General features: G+C 39.6%; 10 protein-coding genes. 6 read left to right on the forward strand and 4 right to left on the reverse strand.

Annotation, left to right across the window (positions count from 1 at the left end; translation table 11 throughout):
- Positions 1-26: 26 nt before the first annotated feature.
- Together JKG61_RS17720 and JKG61_RS17725 are read left to right on the forward strand one after the other, a co-directional pair.
- Complete coding sequence (locus tag JKG61_RS17720; RefSeq protein WP_202104294.1) at positions 27-4,868, forward strand: DNA repair ATPase; 4,842 nt, start codon at positions 27-29, stop codon at positions 4,866-4,868.
- A 207-nt stretch (positions 4,869-5,075) separates the two neighbouring features.
- Entirely contained in the window at positions 5,076-7,514 is a 2,439-nt protein-coding gene (locus tag JKG61_RS17725; RefSeq protein WP_202104295.1) for a toxin-antitoxin system YwqK family antitoxin, read from the forward strand.
- A 20-nt stretch (positions 7,515-7,534) separates the two neighbouring features.
- Here the strand turns inward: JKG61_RS17725 and JKG61_RS17730 are convergent, their stop codons facing one another.
- The 3 genes from JKG61_RS17730 to JKG61_RS17740 form a co-directional block, all read right to left on the reverse strand.
- A complete protein-coding gene (locus JKG61_RS17730; RefSeq protein ID WP_202104296.1) occupies positions 7,535-9,004 on the reverse strand; it encodes a TPM domain-containing protein in 1,470 nt (489 codons plus the stop codon).
- A 63-nt stretch (positions 9,005-9,067) separates the two neighbouring features.
- Positions 9,068-10,543 carry a hypothetical protein gene (locus tag JKG61_RS17735; protein ID WP_202104297.1) on the reverse strand — a complete coding sequence of 492 codons (1,476 nt, stop codon included), beginning with the start codon at positions 10,541-10,543 and terminating at the stop codon, positions 9,068-9,070.
- A gap of 70 nt (positions 10,544-10,613) precedes the next feature.
- Positions 10,614-12,947: a glycoside hydrolase family 95 protein gene (locus tag JKG61_RS17740; protein ID WP_202104298.1), complete on the reverse strand. Its 2,334-nt coding sequence runs from the start codon at positions 12,945-12,947 to the stop codon at positions 10,614-10,616.
- A 385-nt stretch (positions 12,948-13,332) separates the two neighbouring features.
- On the opposite strand from JKG61_RS17740, the gene JKG61_RS17745 reads away from it, so the two are divergent.
- Positions 13,333-14,823 carry a catalase gene (locus JKG61_RS17745; protein WP_202104299.1) on the forward strand — a complete coding sequence of 497 codons (1,491 nt, stop codon included), beginning with the start codon at positions 13,333-13,335 and terminating at the stop codon, positions 14,821-14,823.
- Between the two features lie 112 nt (positions 14,824-14,935).
- The gene (locus JKG61_RS17750; RefSeq protein ID WP_202104300.1) at positions 14,936-16,108 is read left to right on the forward strand and encodes a trans-sulfuration enzyme family protein; all 1,173 of its coding nucleotides are present in this window, start codon (positions 14,936-14,938) and stop codon (positions 16,106-16,108) included.
- Between the two features lie 55 nt (positions 16,109-16,163).
- Here JKG61_RS17750 and JKG61_RS17755 read toward each other — a convergent pair whose 3' ends face one another.
- Complete coding sequence (locus JKG61_RS17755) at positions 16,164-16,739, reverse strand: hypothetical protein (RefSeq protein ID WP_202104301.1); 576 nt, start codon at positions 16,737-16,739, stop codon at positions 16,164-16,166.
- 426 nt (positions 16,740-17,165) lie between these two features.
- Between JKG61_RS17755 and JKG61_RS17760 the strand changes: the two genes are divergently transcribed.
- Positions 17,166-18,098: a lysylphosphatidylglycerol synthase transmembrane domain-containing protein gene (locus JKG61_RS17760; RefSeq protein ID WP_202104302.1), complete on the forward strand. Its 933-nt coding sequence runs from the start codon at positions 17,166-17,168 to the stop codon at positions 18,096-18,098.
- Positions 18,098-18,808 (forward strand): SDR family NAD(P)-dependent oxidoreductase, encoded by a 711-nt coding sequence (locus tag JKG61_RS17765; protein WP_202104303.1) that lies wholly within the window; start codon positions 18,098-18,100, stop codon positions 18,806-18,808. Before JKG61_RS17760 ends, JKG61_RS17765 begins: the two co-directional genes overlap by 1 nt.
- Positions 18,809-18,810: the final 2 nt, after the last annotated feature.

Below are 18,810 nucleotides of genomic sequence, written 5' to 3' on the forward strand. Positions count from 1 at the left end.
AAACTAGCAGGTTTTAACAGCATCTAATGACAGAGAAAACAGAACTTCAAAATGCGAGTCTAGATTCGGGGACCTACGAGATTATCCGCAAAAGACTTATTGTCCAAAAGGATGAACTGATGAAAAACCTACGAGACCTCAACGAGGCTCGTAGAGAGGTATTCAATTCAACAAATTTTGTGCTCAAAGCAAATCAGCGGATCAGCACAGAAAATAATTGTGTGGCCCGCGGGATTATTGCTGTAGATAACATCTGTATTTTCGGTTACAACGTACATTTTGGATTACGTACAGAAATCAAACTGGAAGATGTTTTTAGCATTTATCGTTTCGAAAACAACCAATTTGTACCGCAACCTTTAGATCTATTAAATAACGATACTTTCGTATCTGATTATCAGAATCTCTACAAATATTATAGAGATTCTATTTTCTCTAAATTCAGACGTACAGAAAACTATCTGTACATGATTTTCCAGACCAGTAAGAACAACGAGGATCTCAAAGCCTTCAAATGGTTAATAAAAGGGGAACAATTAATCTATCAAGATGATAGAAGTGTACACGAGGTAAAACCTCCTGCTCAGTTTGAGTTTGAATGGACGAAGACTTCTCTGGAAGACAGACGTTTAGGGAAATTCTCCCATATCTCCATCATGGACAAGGTATTTATCGAGGCCTTGCATGGAGATATCACATTCAAAATAGAAAACAATACTGAGTCAGGCAAAGGGATATATTCGGAGAAAGTCGCTAATACGGACCAACAGCTAGATGATGCTGAATACTATTACGCGGATTTAGGCAATCTTATAGCGATTCGTATAAAACCTTATCAAGAAGAGTTTCGAGCTTATATTTTTAACCTGCGCACCAAGGAAGTCACCAATCTCAAATCCCTTAATCAATCGGCTATACTACTCCCAGATAATCAGGGGATCATATTTTCCAACGGCTATTACTTACAAAATGGGAGCCACAAGGTATTTGACAATCAGTTTGACAATTTTTCATTCCTACGTAAAATAACCTCACCAAACGGAGAAGATCATCTTTACATCTTTTCCCATGCAGCGAGTAACACCTACGTACTGATGTCCTACAACATCATCCAACAGACTGTCGAAACGCCCATAATATGTAATGGTTTCACGGTCTTTCAGGATGGTTCGCTTATTTACTTTCGCACGGAGGCTGAAGCAACTAGACACCATCAAGTACAAATCTGGGAAACGCCCTATATGCGAGTCTTAAAGGAAAATCAAGACCGCAAAGAAGATCCACTGTATAAGGTAGGCAACAAACAGATTGTGCAGGCTATGGCCGAAACACAAGAAGTTATACAGCTCGTTAGTAAAGAAGATAGTTATGAAGGACTTTATGAAGATATCCAGAAAAAATCAGGAGCTATACTAAACAACTACTTTTGGATACATGATAAGGCACTCAAAAACTTAGGTACGCCACTTTCTCAGATTCAAGAAATAGCAAACACCGCTATTGACGAGTTTGTAAAAGTTCAAACTCAACGTAAACACGCTAATGAACAACTATCCTTAGCCGATCAAAAATTAGAAGATCTAGAGTTTAAGCTCAATAGCACCACTATCGAACAACTGGATCAGCTCGTCAGCCAATTAGCTGATGCGCGAAAGCTTCAGGGAATCATTATTGACCTCAAAAACGTCAGATACATTAATGTCGCTCACGTAGAGGCACTACTGGATAAACTCACTGCTATCTCAGAAAGCTTATCTCAACAGACGATAGACTTTTTGCTAAAGGAAGAGGCCCTCCTACCCTATGAAAAAAGTGTAAACGAACAAAAGCTACATATTGAGAACATCAACAAAGCTTTTGACGCCAAACCTATTGAGCAAGCGATCACCAACATATCGACAGATCTAGAACTTCTGATTGATATTCTGAACAGTCTAAAGATTGATGATGTCACCCATACAACCAAAATCATAGAAAAAATATCGCTCATCTTTTCTACATTAAATGAGGTTAGGGCATCACTCACCCGAAAGCTAAGTTCATTAAAAAGTCAAGAAGCCATAGCTGAATTCTCTGCACAGCTTACCCTTTTGGAGCAATCTGTAACCAACTATCTGGAACTTTCTACTACAACAGAAAAAGTCGATGACTACTACACCAAGGTAATCGTCCAATTGGAGGAATTAGAGAGCAAGTTTTCTGAATTCGATGAGTTTGCGTTAAAAATCGCAGACAAGCGAGATGAAATTATTAAAGCGTTTAATGCTAGAAGAGAACAACTAGTCGAACAAATTAACAAACGTAGTACTTCACTCGAACAAATCGGCTTACGCGTACTAAAGAACATTGAGAATAAATCGAAATCCTTTCTATCCCGAGAAGAAATCCTCAGCTTCTATGCTTCAGATTTAATGGTGGACAAAATACGTCAGTTGGCCTCTGATTTAAAAAGCCTCCAAGACGTTTCAAAAGCAGAAAATCTAGAGAACCTTCTCAAAAAATCACAGGAAGATGCACTACGCATACTACGCGATAAAACAGAGCTATTTGTCGATGGAGAAAACGTGATCGTCTTAGGAAAGCATAAGTTTGCAGTCAACCAACAACCATTGAAACTGACATTAGTACGCAAACAGGAAGAAATATTCTTCCACCTGACGGGTACAAGCTTTTATCAAAAGGTAGAGAACAAAGACCTACTAATCTACCAAGATATATGGGATCAGGAAATTATTTCTGAAAATAAAAACACCTATCGCGCAGCTTATCTTGCTTACAAAACATTTCTATCATCCAAAAAGACAATAGCTTTCAATGCAGAAGAATTTATTACTCGAGCTGTCGAGCAAAATTATTCCGAAAACTACGTCAAAGGCGTACACAATGTTGATGCTCAAGCGATATATAATACCCTAGCGGCATTGGATGAAAAACTAGACTTACTCCGCTATAATAGTAACCTTAGGGCATTAACACAATTATTCTGGCAACACTTAGATGAGGAACATCAGAACAGAATAATAACGATGATACAATCTACTTCGGGAATGTTAAAAGCATTCCCGAACTCAAACAGATATCAATCAGTCCTTGAAGAGATTGCGAATCACTTCGAACAATGGAACACAAGCCTCGACAGATCTAACATTTCGGAATGGGATGTCGCGAACTACCTATTCAAGACCTTAACCAAATATAACAAATTTGTACTCAGCTCTGCAGCTGACGAGTTAAAGCAATCTTTTATCCGATTACTCGAAGAAAAAAAATCGATCCAGGATTTTCAAATGGATATAGAAAATGCTAATTTTTCCTGGACGGACCGCATATACCTGACGTTAAACTGGCTTCATGCATTCATCGATGAGGTGCCAGATCTAGAACCACTCCGCAACTATGCAATGGAGACCGCTGTTTCCTTACTTTTTCCAAAAGACGATTATCAATTGCTTTTTGGTAAGGATACCGTCCTTATTGAGGGACTGAAAGGCAACCACCCTTCATTAGCAGATGGGACGTTGAGCCTAAACTACCATCAGTTCATTGCACAACTCGATCAATTTACAAAAGTTGATGTCCCCCATTTCCAATCTTTTGTGGAGCAGAAAGAAGAAATCTGCAAAACATACGAAAAGGAATTGAAGATTAGCGAATTTGAACCAAAAGTCTTAACATCATTCGTTCGGAACAAGCTCATCAATGAGGTATACTTTCCGCTAATAGGTAATAACCTAGCGAAACAATTGGGGACCTCTGGAGATAATAAACGTACTGCACGCATGGGTATGCTACTATTGATATCTCCTCCAGGGTATGGTAAAACCACATTGATGGAGTATCTAGCCAAAACAATGGGATTGCATTTTGTGAAAATAAATGGTCCTACGATTGGACATACGATCACATCGATAGACCCCATTGAAGCTAAAACATCAGGCGAACGAGAAGAATTAAAAAAAGTGAATATAGCTTTCGAAATGGCTGATAATGTTATGTTATATCTCGATGATATACAACATCTAAACGCCGAATTTCTACAAAAATTCATTTCCTTGGCCGATGGACAACGCAAAATAGACGGTATTTTCAATGGAGAGAGTAAAACCTATGACTTGAGAGGTAAACGTTTCTGTATCGTTATGGCAGGAAATCCATACACAGAAAGTGGATCAAAATTCCAAATACCAGACATGTTAGCCAATCGTGCTGATGTCTATAATTTGGGTGATGTAATCGGTGACACGGAGCATCTGTTCAATCTTAGCCTTATTGAGAATGCTGCAATTGAAAACCCTTACCTTGAAAAGATTGCCAGCAAATCATTTTCTGACTTTTACACACTGATAGAACATGTCGAAGCAGGAGGTGAAGAACTTCCCGATCTAGAAGGCAATTACTTAAAGCAAGAAATAGATGATTTTACGGCAACTCTGAGGCATATTTTAACGATACGCGATGTAGTCATTAAAGTCAACAAAAATTACATACAAAGTGCTGCCATGCAAGATTCCTATCGGACAGAACCGCCATTCAAAATGCAAGGATCGTACCGCAACATGAGCAAATTAGTAAGCCAAGTGATCCCCCTTATGAACGAAAAAGAGATTAAGGAGATTATCCAAGCACATTATGAAAGCGAATCTCAAACACTGACAGCCGATACGGAAAGTAATCTACTAAAACTAAAAGAACTAGCTTCACTCAGTTCTGAAGACGAACTGAAACGTTGGGAAGAAATCAAAGTCATTTTTCGCAAAAACAATAAACACGGAGGCTTAGCAAAAGACGAAAAACTCTATGCTCAGCTACTGGATTTTAATGATAATCTAGAAGGCATTATCAAAGCGATCAATGGCCAACACAAATAGATTTTAGGCTGCCTGCGCTTCAGATTTAAAAGGATCTCTTACGCATTGTAAATTATGCTGTTATCTTAATGGCTTTATCGCGATATTTCCTCTATAGAAAAAAATCTAAATGGACGAGGAAATCTACAAAATTCGCTTTTATATCGCAACACATTTGTATGGGGTATAAAGGCGAATTTATGTAGGTTTGGATAAATATTTATTAACATGTACAAGACAATCTCTTTCATCCTCTTAACCATCTTGACAGCACATATTGCTCAAGCGCAGAGCGCTTTATACTTTGATAAAGACTGGCAGGAAACTACCAAGGATAAACATGTATATTATCGTCCTCTTCCACTAAAAAAGGAAGGAGAACTACTTTTACTAATAGACTACTACAAGGGTGGTCAATTACAGATGCAGGGATATATCATGGCCGACAACCCTGAAGTTTATGTAGGGGATGCCTATTGGTACGATGAGAAAGGCTTTGATACCGGCTTCCGTCAATACAAAAATAACAGCTCGGTCAAAGAACTGAACTACTACTACCCTGATGGCAGCTTATGGCAAACGGTAAACTATGGGACAAACGGAAAAAAGGAAAAAATCACAACCTATCTCCATAACAAAGTAATCGCGACAGGGTATATATCTCCTTTGGAAGAACTCTCTGGTAATTTCAGTTATGCTCAGCCCCTATCATATTATGAATACAGCCCTTCTGATGAAGGAGTAATGTTAGAGAAAACAATTGCTGTCCCCACAGACCCCGTCACTAAAACGAAAGAACAGCGCTTTTATTTCATTACGGTATATTGGGAGAATGAGAACAAAGCCAGTGAAACCAAAGTAGCCTATAAACCGTATGGAGGAACGGCCGAAGTCTATAAAAAGACCTGGAATAAGGAAGGTAAATTAATTTCAGAGAGGAAATATAATAACGAGACCCCTCGTGCATCATATACAGAAGAAGAATACTACACTAAAAACTATATCGCTACGCAGCTCCGAGAAACAACACCCTACAAAAATGGAGAAAGGTATGGTGTATCGATAGTCTATAGTAATAATGGGGACACACTGTATCGATCCATTTTTACACAGGATGAACTCCAAGAACTCAATATCTATCAAAACAATAAGTCCATTCAGAAGAACACATACCGCGAGAACAAACCTTATGATGGTATTTTTACAGATGAGATGGGGGACGTTATCAAGGAGTTCAGGTTACATAAGGGTGTGAAAATAGACAAAGAGTTCCTAAAAGAGCAAGACAGTCAAAAAATAATAGCAGAGGGTGTCTATCAAAATGGGCAACCTTGGGATGGGACTTTCTTTAATGAAGGAAACTTATTCGAAATCCTACAGTACAAAAATGGCGTTCAGGAAGGAATACAGCGGGCATTTAGCAACTTATACTTTGAGCACATCATTGAAGAGTATGAGATGAAAAATGGTGTTCGTGAAGGATACGGAAAAACTTATGATGCCGATAGTCTTATTGGAGAAAGCGTATATAGAAACAATCAAATTATCTCTGGAACAGTGCGAGAGGATAATCTAAAACTTACTTATGTAAATGGGCAAGTTAAGACCCGAAGTATCTACCATAGCCGAGACGAAAACAGACTACTGTCTATCGAAGAATTTGATAACAACGTGCTACAGTCTGTCACCTATTTCGATTTTACAATCAAAGAACAACCGAAAGCATCCTACACAGGATATTTCAAAAATCAGAAACCTTTCAACGGATTCTTTAAGCTAGATACCCTAATTGATGATATCTCTCTAGTAGATTATTACGAAAATGGAATTCTTAAATACAAATATTCATTTGATTTTATAGAACAGTTAGAAAATTACGAGCACTATCTCTACACCGTAAAAACGACGTATAAAGACGGAAATCCATTATCTGGCCCCTGCTACAAAACTGTTGGAAGAGAACGTCTACTGCAAATTGATTACGCAGATGGAAAGGTAAATCGCTTTGATGTAAATTTATTTGGCATGCACTTTTTTGCCCGTATATCCTTCCAACTCGACAATGACATTTTATCCATATCCGGAGGTAACTCTCCTATAGCAATAAAGGCCTATCAGGCAAATCAAAGTATTATTGCTGACCTCTATAAGGACGATCAAATCTTCAGAAAAGGACAGGAAAGCACACAAATAAAAGAAGGCAGTCCAAACTCGATAACATTTTATTATATCAAAGATGGGCAAATCAAAACATTCGCATCCTCCATCCTCCCTTTCATGGACGAAGACATCGACCACAATGATCTAGTCATGAAGCTGTACCCTATGTTTCCTATGAATAATACAACAGACATACAGACCTTGCTTAACAAATTCCTCAACAAATTTGAAACAGGGGATCTAGAGGAAACATTTGAGTATGGTATCGGTGAAAATTTCCCTTTTAAAATGGAAGATATACTAACAACCGTCGAATTTGATCAAAATGGAGCAATTGTCTATGGAATACGCCCAAGTATTCAATCTGATGGCAGCATTCTTATTGAAGGTATTGAAAACGGGAAGATAAAGAAAAAAACAACATTCAAAAGCATCCATGAATTGCTTAAGAACAAGAAGGCTGAATTCAAAAAATTTGAGCACAACCTACTCAACGATTTAAATTAAGTGGAACAATGGGAGGATGATTACCATCTTCCTCCTGCTCCTCCACCTCCTGAGGATCCTCCTCCAAAGCTTCCTCCCCCGCCGCCTCTTGAAGAGCTTCCCCCTCCCGAAGAGCTACTGCTAGATTCTCTGGTTTTCATCGGGATCGTAAAAAATTTAATGTGTTTAAAATATTTACAGTTTTGACAAGCGTCAAACTGCTCCCCCTCCCCCGAGGACGAGTAAGTAGCTGAACGGATAGTCCGCGTTTTTTTGACTTCCAAAGTAAAGTAATGGCATTGCGGACAATCGCTATAATGCGAACTTCTATCCCAAGGTAGTAAACGTATCTCTTTGCTGGCCGTATTCGTCCAGATCTCGTAGCGCAGGCTCTTGATAGACTCCTCTTTTTTCTGACCGGCATCGAGATACTGCTGCGCCTTTGCTTTCGTATCTCCGCGATTGATCCGAATCCAGTTACCACTGCTATCAGGAGGAGTAAAACGACCTGCATTACGTCGAAAACGATTTAATATTCCTCCCAGATCAAACCAAGCTAATGGAGTAAGCAACATCGGGATCAATAAATACGACACGTATTTCTTCAATCCCTTCTGTATATCCTCTTCATCTTTGAAGCTTTCTACGATCTTAGTTTTACCATTCGTAATTTTCATGGCAAGTATCAATACCAAAAGAACAAATGCAAAATAAGGCAGGTTCTTGCGTTGATAAATTTCTTCCAGATTATTGAAAATAAAAACGAAAATGAAAAGTGTCAAAAACATAAGGAGCAGCATACATCCCATCCCCCAGAATATAGGTGCTATCAGCTTGGGCTTATTCTTCGTTCCTTTCAATATACGTCCAGAAATATAATGCACATATAGATACAAGCCCGTAAACAAAACTAACATCCAAAGTGTATTGACCAGAACAGGGTTACGTGTGCTCCAAAACGGAGCCGCCTCAGGCATCAAACGCTCCAACTCGGCAACCGAATCAGGGGATTTCAATATCTTCTCAATAAAACGAGAGGCTTCCAGTACACCTTGGTCATAATCTTCATTTCGAAAGTTAGGAACTAAATAAGTCTCACCAACCCGCTTTAAATAAGCATCTGGAAAGATAGCTTCCATGCCGTACCCCGATATAAACCGATATTCATGTCTGTCTTTAGAAATAAACAATAACAAGCCATTATTTGCTTCCTTCTTTCCTATACCCCATTTATTAAAAAGATCAAGCGCAAACTCAAAATCGCTATCACCTTCATAGTCGTTAACCAGTACAATCGCATACTCGGCTTGAGTCAGGCTATCGATACGCGCTGAGATTTCATTCAGTTCAGCTACGGAGTAATAGCCCAATATCTGATCAGGATCACTCACGAAATAACGCTGCCCCTGTGCTTTTGGGTTAGGCACAGTCTGTACAGTATATTGTGCAAAAACAGAAAAGAAAGATAAAAAAACAAGTATACCTACACTAGCGGATAATCTTCTAAACATTCAAAATCAAAGTTTGTTGTCTAAAAGTAAGTAACAAACCTTGATTTTGAAGAATGTTTTTTCTTAGAAGGTAGCTTCCTGATCCCCATCCCAATCCATATCCCGTCGTATTTGAAAAGTTCCAATAGGATCTACATCGACCAAAAGATTCCCTCTAAAAACAAGCTGCATATTCTGTTTCAACGTACTCTGCAATTGAAACGTACGTAGCACTCCATTGGTACCCAACAGAGAAATACTGTATTTAATTGGCACCGCTAAAGTCTGCTCTCCCATAAATTGATTAAAAACCAATTGCTTATTCTGCTGAAAATCTCCGACAACCTCCACATCGCTTTGGTCTAAAATAGGATTGGTCATATTGGAAAGGAAAGGTGCAAAGAAAAACGACTCATGCTGTTGGCTGATACGTATTTTGCTTATTACCGACAAATCTGACGCATCTGTAAACTCTAATTTGATCTGACTGAACAACCTCCTCAATTTCACCTCGTGATCAGTCTCTCCATTTACCTCCAGCTCGCCATAATAGCCAAAGATATCAGCGTTTGCATTGGAAAAATAATTCCCTACATAAAAGTTGGAAAGTGTCGGATTAGAAGGAAGAATCAAATCCCTATTGGATGTATTCGACACAAAACAAATCGAATACTTGCCTTCAGGCACATTAAGCTTCAAACTAGATGCCTCTTCATAGTCGATTGTCCCTGTCACCACAACTTCGGGCTTGGTTTTATGGAATAGATAATAATGAAGCTTATTTATCGCCCCGCCACCGCCTGACGAAGAAGACATACCAACTAAACGTATATTGTCAAAACGGAGTGTACCTGAGGTAGAATTGTATGCACTTCCTTCTCCACGGATGCCCTCTTTAGGTAAAAACTTAAACCATAGGTAGGAGCCAGTAATGTTTTTATCAGAAAGTTGATAATTATAATCATTCCAAGCTGTAGATTTAGTCTCGCCAAACTGATTTTCTACTTGTAAAATCTCATAAGTCTCTCCCTCATCGACAGAATAGTACAGTTCAAAATCCTTTGGACCAGTAGTCGAACTCCCTGCATGAAAACCAAATTCCGTAATTTGATCTGCACCTTGGATCGGAATTTTAACTAGAATCTCACTTGGGCCATCACATGAAATCGCACGTCCTGCAGCATAATCTAGATATTTAGCTCCAGACCCAACACTATTAGGTGTCTTCTCATCTGTCCCAGTTCCTTTCAAATAGGTTATACTCGGCACATTTTCATCCTGATAAGCAATATCAGGTACTAGACTGCTATCATTGAACGACCAAAAATAAAGATAGCCTTCTACATAATTCGACACCGGATTGGCACTTTGAGTCCCAATTGGAGGGGACGAACTCTTCAATACAATGGATTCACTGGTAAAACCAGAGATTTTAAACTGGACAGCTTGTAGGTTTTCATTTTGGTCATCTACGGATCCTTCTTTCTTACAGGCAGCAACGGCTAATAAAATGATGAAATAAAACGAAAGCCTATCTTTTTTGACAAATAGACTACTCATAATTTATAGAATTAGTTCATAAAAATATCGGGGGATAATCCCGCTTTTGCCCTAATATACATAAAACATTTTAAATCAACAAATTACCCCTCACAATATAGACTTCTTCCCTACCATGCATACGAACGCGAACCTGATCACCCTTTTTGCCTTTAATTCTATAGGACTGTACTTTGCCATTTTTCCAAGTAATATCTACTGTTCTATTGCCTCTAGCCCGAAGACCTTTTACTTTGCCCTCCTGCCATGCTTGAGGTAAAGCAGGCAACAAATGGATATAACCATCTTGGCTCTGTAACAACATTTCTGCAATCCCCGCCGCACCGCCAAAGTTTCCATCGATCTGAAAGGGAGGGTGTGCACAGAATAGATTCGGATAAGTCCCTGCGGTTACTTTACCATCCGGCAAAAAAGCAGGCTTCAACAACTGCCGCAAGATCTCCAAAGCATGATCCCCATCATGAAGCCTAGCCCAAAACAAAATCTTCCAAGCTCTAGACCATCCTGTTCCCTCGTCGCCTCGTACAGCTAGGGTCTTCCTCGCTGCCTCTGCCCATTCTGGTGTTGTATTAGGCGAAATAAATGCTGCTGGGTACAATCCATATAGATGAGACACATGCCTATGCTTAGGCTCTATTTCCTCATAGTCTTCCAACCACTCCATTATACGCCCTGACGAACTGACACGTACAGCAGGAGGAATAAGCTTAAGATCAGCACGCAACGTATCAGCAAAATTATCTTTAAGGCCCAATACTGAATCTGCACTAATCACCGCTCCATAGAGCTCTCTTACGATCTGATTATCGATGGTAGGCCCCATTACAACAGAAGCCGTCTTACGATTGGCCAATCTAAAAGCATTCTCAGGAGAGACCGACGGTGATGTAACCAACCATCCGGTTTTCGGGTCTTTGACCAAAGTCGCTTGATAGAATTTTGCCGCTCCAGACAACAAGGGATATATTTCTCTTAGATAAGCTTCATCTCCGCTAAAAAGATAATGCTCCCACAAATGATTACAAAGCCACCCAGAGGCCGTACTCGCTCCCCAGGAAGCATTCTCTCCAGGAGCAGAATATCCCCAAATATTGGTCATCATATACACCACCCATCCAGGGGCATTGTAATAAGCCTTTGCTGTCTTTTCTCCTTCCTTAGCAATTCTTTTGATCAGCTCGATAAATGGTTTATGATATTCCGGAAGATTACCGACTTCTACACCCCAGTGATTCATTTGTGCGTTAATGTTCAAATGATAATCACCATTCCAGGGCGTCTGAATCTGATGTGCCCACAACCCCTGCAAGTTAGGAGGAAGTGCCTTTTCGTATTTGGGTGCAGCACTGGAAATCATCAGGTATCGTCCAAATTGATAATAGAGTGCCGCCATCGCATTATCTTCCTCAGGATGTTCGAAAAAGCTTTGGATCCGTTGATCCGTGGGGAGATTTGTTTTAGAAACCTGATCCTTCAGACTTAGTTCTACTCGCCCAAAAGTACGCTGATACTCCCGTAGATGCGTAGCAAACAACTTATTATAGCTCCACTGTCCAACTTTCTCCAGGTTAATTGACACATCGGTATCAGGTGATTTACTGTAATAACTAGTCGACGCTGTAAAATACACCAACACCTCGTCTGCCTCTTTGATGATAATCTGGTTATCATACAACTGTTGCTTCCCACCCTTGGCCACCACCTTAATCTTACCGACAAACTCCAGCCCGTCTCCTCCTATGCCATTCGGTAGTCGGCCTGTTATAGTAATTTCATCTTTACGCAGCTCATAGTCCTTTACATCTTGGTCACGATAAAAGTGGAGCGCAAAACCTATAGACTTTTTCTTATTTGCTGATAGTCTCACGACACCGACATTCTGATCCTGCGAGGTGAAATACTCCCGTAAATAATGAACCCCATTGGCTTCAAAGCTCGTTTCTGCTTTTGCAGTACGCAAATCTAAACTTCGTCTATAATTAGAAAAGTCTCCTTCTATAAAATGAATAAAGTTCAGGAAACCAAAGTTCTGAAAGCATCCATAGGGAACAGTAGCTCCATTGCCTAAGCCCGAACCTTTACCACTACAGACGAAGTTTTGATTGACAAGTTTCTCAGCCTCGTCATTCTTACCTTCAAAAAGTAGCTGTTGGATACGTCCAACACTTTTGTAAGCATTGTAATTATTCGGATCCTGTTCCGAACCAGACCACATGGATATTTCATTAAGGACGATTTGCTCCTCTTTAACACCCCCATACGGCATCATTCCTATCCGACCATTTCCCAAAGGCAGGGTTTCCTCCCACTTGGTCGCAGGCATGTCATACCACATCCTTAGCTCTTGTCCATGCACTATAGACATGACGCAAAATATTGCCATAATGATACAAATCCTCTTCATTGCTAATGAATAAATTAAATTCTGTAATCTTTTAAAGTGTTAACTAAGCTACATAAAGATTAGCCATTTACGCGAATCATCTCATAAAAGGCATGCCAACGTGCCGTAGCTCCCTAATCTGACCGTAGTAATAAATTACTATCGCCCTTACTGATCATTTATTATACTTCTCAAGATCATAATATACAATTCAGCTATCTTTTTTAAAGATAAACTTTATCGGCATTTTATTGCAATCTGATCCCAATAAAAACAATACAGTGGCATGATATAAATCCAAACTATAGTGTATAGCTTTTTACAATAAGAATACACTAATATTTTGGTATATTTTTGGAAAACAAAATCAGCTATAAAACATTTATTATATATAACACTAACAGCTATGGAAGAGAACAAGAAAAAAATTACTACCGCGTCAGGCAATCCGGTGCCATTTTATCAGGATTCGATGACTGCTGGTCCAAGAGGTCCAATTTTGTTACAGGACTTCTTTCTACATGAGAAATTAGCTCACTTCAACAGAGAGCGAATCCCAGAACGCATCGTTCATGCCAAAGGTTCGGGCGCCTATGGCACTTTCACAGTGACACATGATATTTCGAAATACACTAAAGCAAAATTCTTAAATCAACTAGGTAAAGAAACCCGTGTCTTTTTAAGATTTTCGACCGTAGGCGGTGAACGAGGTTCTGCAGATTCAGAAAGAGACCCTAGAGGTTTTGCGCTAAAATTCTATACAGAAGATGGCAATTATGATTTAGTCGGCAACAATACCCCCGTGTTCTTTATCAAAGATCCCCGCAAATTCCCTGATTTTATCCATACACAAAAAAGAGATCCCTACACCAATTGTAAATCGGCTACTATGATGTGGGACTTCTGGTCATTGAACCCCGAATCGCTGCATCAGGTCACCATACTCATGTCAGATAGAGGAACACCTTACGGCTTCCGTCATATGCATGGATACGGTTCACACACATTTTCGATGATCAATGCCAATAACGAAAAAGTATTTGTAAAATTTCATTTCCGAACGCAACAGGGTATCAAGAACCTCACGGCCGAGGAAGCCGATCAAATGCGAGCAAAAGACATGGATTATGCACAACGCGATCTTTATACGTCTATTGAAAATGGAGATTTTCCAAAATGGAAACTCTATATCCAGGTCATGACCGACGAACAAACAAAAACATTCAAATGGAATCCTTTCGACCTCACAAAGGTATGGTCGCAAAAAGAATACCCTCTGATCGAAGTCGGTGTTTTAGAGCTTAATGAAAACCCTGACAATTATTTCGCTCATGTCGAACAAGCCGCATTTGCACCGGCTCATGTGGTGGATGGCATCTCTTTTTCACCGGACAAGATGTTACAGGGACGCATCTTATCTTATCCGGATGCACACCGTTATCGCCTAGGCGCAAATTTCGAGCAAATCCCTGTGAATAGATGTCCGTTTATGGTCAACAATTACCAAAGAGATGGTTACATGCGGGTAGATGGAAATGGTGGTTCTACACCGAATTATTTCCCAAACTCTTTTGACGATAACCGCGAAGCCCGGGAATATGCCGAACCCGCCCTACACCTAGACAGTGCCATCGCTGATCACTATGACAGAAATGCGAATGACGATGACCATTATACCCAACCAGGTGATCTATATCGTTTGTTGGACCAAGAACAAAAAAATCATCTCATTGCTAATATAGTTGGTGCAATGTCCGGAATAGAAGGTCCCAAGCGTGATGAGATAGTCATGCGACAATTGTGCCACTGGTTTAGAGCCGATATGAACTTAGGCATGGGCGTAGCCAAAGGCTTAGGTTTTTCTATGGATAAGCTAAGCGAATATATGCCGAAATAAAGATCAACAAAAAAAAAGCTACCAAATTGGTAGCTTTTTTTTGCATAAGCAGCAAATAGGTTTTATTTTTATAAAAAAAAGCAACGACCGTAAAAAAACAAGTAGTACACATATGAAAAAAGATCAGTCCCGAATAATCAGAGAACAAGCACCACGTTCTGCGACAAGAGAGCACTCGGTACCATTGTACCTGACCTCTAGCTTTATTTTTGATAACGCAGAACAGGGACGAGCTATTTTTGCTGATGAAGAAGAAGGGATGATCTATTCGCGTTATGCTAACCCCAATACCTCTGAATTTATAAACAGGGTGTGTGCATTAGAATCTGCTGAAGCGGGATTAGCTTTTTCTTCGGGTATGGCTGCTGTATTTGCATCCTTTGCAGCTTTTGTTGAAAATGGAGATCATATCGTGTCTAGCCGAGCCATTTTTGGTTCTACACACCAGCTCTTAACCCAGCTACTTCCTCGCTGGGGAGTAACCACCACCTATGTCAATAGCGCAAAGATATCAGAATGGGAGAATGCCATACAAGACAACACAAAAATTATTTTTCTAGAATCTCCCTCCAATCCTGGACTCGAATTATATGATCTCGAAAAGCTTGGTCAATTAAAGAAAAAGTATCCTAATATTATCTTTTCTATTGACAACTGCTTTGCCACGCCCTATCTTCAGAAACCTCTACCATATGGCTTTGACTTATCTATACATTCCGCCACAAAATACATGGACGGCCAAGGTCGCGTTTTAGGCGGCGTCATTGCAGGTAATAAATCATTGATGACCAAGCTCATGTTCTTTATCCGTCATACCGGTCCTGCGATGTCACCTTTCAACGCTTGGACACTTTCCAAAAGCTTAGAGACTCTTGGCCTGCGAATGGATCGACATTGCTCGAATGCGTTGGCCATTGCAAAAGCGTTGGAAAAGCATCCAGAAATAATCAGTGTACGCTACCCCCATCTTCCCTCTCACCCTCAATATAAATTGGCGAAAAAGCAAATGAAAGCAGGGGGAGGTATTGTGACATTGGAAGTAAGAGGAGGACAAGAACGTGCGTTCCAGTTTATCGATGCCTTAAAAATGATTCTTTACACATCTAATTTGGGTGATTCCAGGACTATTGCAACGCACCCTGGATCCACAACGCACTCCAAATTAACGAACGATGAGAAAGCGAGCCTAGGTATTAGACCAGGTACTATAAGGCTTTCTGTTGGATTAGAAGATCTCGAAGATATCCTTGAAGATATTTTACAGGCACTAGAAGTGACAAAATAGGAAGAGGAACACCATCCATCTGTATAGTGTCCCTCTTCCTACATTTTAAATATGTTTAGTCAGCTTGTTTTGAAAAGTTAAAAACAAGGTGTCCTCTGGCACCATTATCCAAAGGAATAGGCATTTTTAATACCAAAGACTGTTGATCTGCGAAAGACAACCCCAATGCATAACCATTCTTTACATTTGCGGCTTTATCTCCTGCATATAGTTTTTTAAACTGAAACTCGGGCTCACCACCCATTTTTCCTGGATCATAGATAGACCAAACAATAGTACGCACAGCACCATTCGCACACAGCTTACCTGATGAATTAAATGTGATACTTCCCGTCTGATTTCTAAAACTTCCAGCAGGCAAATTCCATACGCTACCTATAAAACACTCCACCGGAGCTTCATCAAAAATATTCTTGATCGTATAGGATTCAGGTATATCTTGACGGGTCACAGAATTTAACACCCACGTTCCTTTTACACCCGCACGCCATTGTGAAGCAGAAGGACCTGTTACTGATGTTGAGGAGGAACCACTATTGGTACCGGACGCTCCTTTTTTTTGAGCTCCACAGGATGTTACCAACATTATCACTGTAAAAAGTGACAGTAGGGAAAGAATACGTTTACGCATAATATAATTATTAAATAATCTATGATGTATATTTGCAAAGATATAAAACATTGATATCTTAATTAGCGATGGCATCCAAAAATCATACCATAAGTAGAATTGTAGCAAAAACTTTAATACGTTTGCTTGTTATTATTTTAGCCTTTTCCATTTATTTATATTTTGCAAAAGGAGATCAATTAGCCTCAACAATACATTTTGAAAACATCTGGTCTTTGGTTTTCCCTATAGTCTTGTTCTTAATTGTGTTTACACTGATGTTCTTAAGCTTAAAGCACAAGTTTATTCACTCGGATATTAATTGGCTCTTCTCTCTTTCTTGTATTTTCTTCATAGTTTATCTTATTCTACTATATTCTAGGATTTACCCCCTAATATAATGGATTTGATAATGTAATTTTGTAGGCTACGAAAAGTAAGATTAGCATGAAGAACAAAACAACACTAAATGTTGTAAAAAATATTTTCAAAGTAATTGTCACATTTGGCGCACTATACTGGGTTGCACATAAAATCGATTTTAAAGATCTAAAAAACGCACTGGTTGACTGCAATTGGGGTTTTCTCTTTTTAGCTCTATGTACCTATACGTTATCAATACTGATTGCTTCTTCCAGATTAAACTCTTTTTTCAAAGCTATCCAGCTAAAGCTCAGCGAGCGCTACAACCTAAGGCTATACCAATTGGGATTACTGTACAACTTCTTTCTCCCTGGTGGTATCGGCGGCGATGGTTATAAGATATACTTCTTAAAAAAAAACCACAACGTATCAGGTAGAAAGATTCTAAGCGCCGTTTTCTTTGACCGACTTAGTGGATTGTGGGCACTCGCTATTATTATATGTGCACTCGTTATATTCATGCCGAGATTGGCCATTCCTAATACACTTCCAATTTCAGTGGCCGTTATCGGCACAGCCTCCTATTATTTCTTTTTACATCTTTTGTTCCGTAGCTTTTCCAAGAAATTCATCAGCACACATATCAAGGCCTTAGCCGTGCAGAGTTTTCAGGTTATCACCGCAATACTGATTTTATACTCGCTCAACTTCGACGAAAAATTCTCCCCTTACCTGCTCATCTTTCTCGTATCCTCCTTGGTTGCCATCGTTCCTTCGATCGGAGGAGGCGTAGGATTGCGGGAGCTAGTGATGATATATGGTGCAAATTATTTCCAGATTGACGAACATACCGCAGTTCTGGTCAGCCTGTTTTTTTATATAATTTCTCTTTTAGTGGCATGCTCTGGTATATACTACATATTTAGACCACAACGATTAGGGGCTGACCGTTTACCATCCGTGGCAGAGGTTGAAAAAGAAATCGATAAAGAAACTTTAGACGAAAACAATTTATAATGGCAAATATTATTATTACAGGGGCAAGTAGCGGTATCGGCTTTGAAGCGGTACTGGATCTCACCGCCAATAAAGAAAACAATGTAATTGCACTGGCTAGATCAGCAGACAAGTTGCGAAAACTACATGAAATAGCATCTTCATTAAACCATGACGGTGGCAAACTCTATCCTGCCCAATTTGACATTGTGTATGATAACTATACAGAATCCCTAGTCCCCTTCATTACTTCTAAATTTGACAAGGTGGATATCTTGATAAATAATGCCGGCGCATTAATCAACAAACCTTTTTTAGAAACCTCAACTGAAGACTTTGCACAAATGCTACAAAGCAACCTGTTAGGACATGTCAACATAATCAAACACATAGTACCTTTAATGACAGAAGGCGGCCATATCGTCAATATCAGTAGCATGGGAGGGTTTCAAGGATCGTCCAAGTTCCCCGGCTTAAGTGCATATTCCTGCAGTAAAGGTGCCCTTGCAGTTTTAACCGAGTGTCTTGCTGAAGAATTCAAAGATAGAGGCATAAAAGTCAATTGCCTAGCACTTGGCTCTTCTCAAACCGAAATGTTCGAGTCAGCTTTCCCAGGAATGCAAGCAGGCACACTAGCATTCGAGATGGGACGATACATTGCCGAATTTGCTCAAAATGGTGCTAAATACTATAACGGAAAAGTATTGCCTGTAGCTAATACAACTCCATAAAA

The organism is Sphingobacterium faecale (assembly GCF_016746095.1).
Lineage (GTDB): Bacteria > Bacteroidota > Bacteroidia > Sphingobacteriales > Sphingobacteriaceae > Sphingobacterium > Sphingobacterium faecale.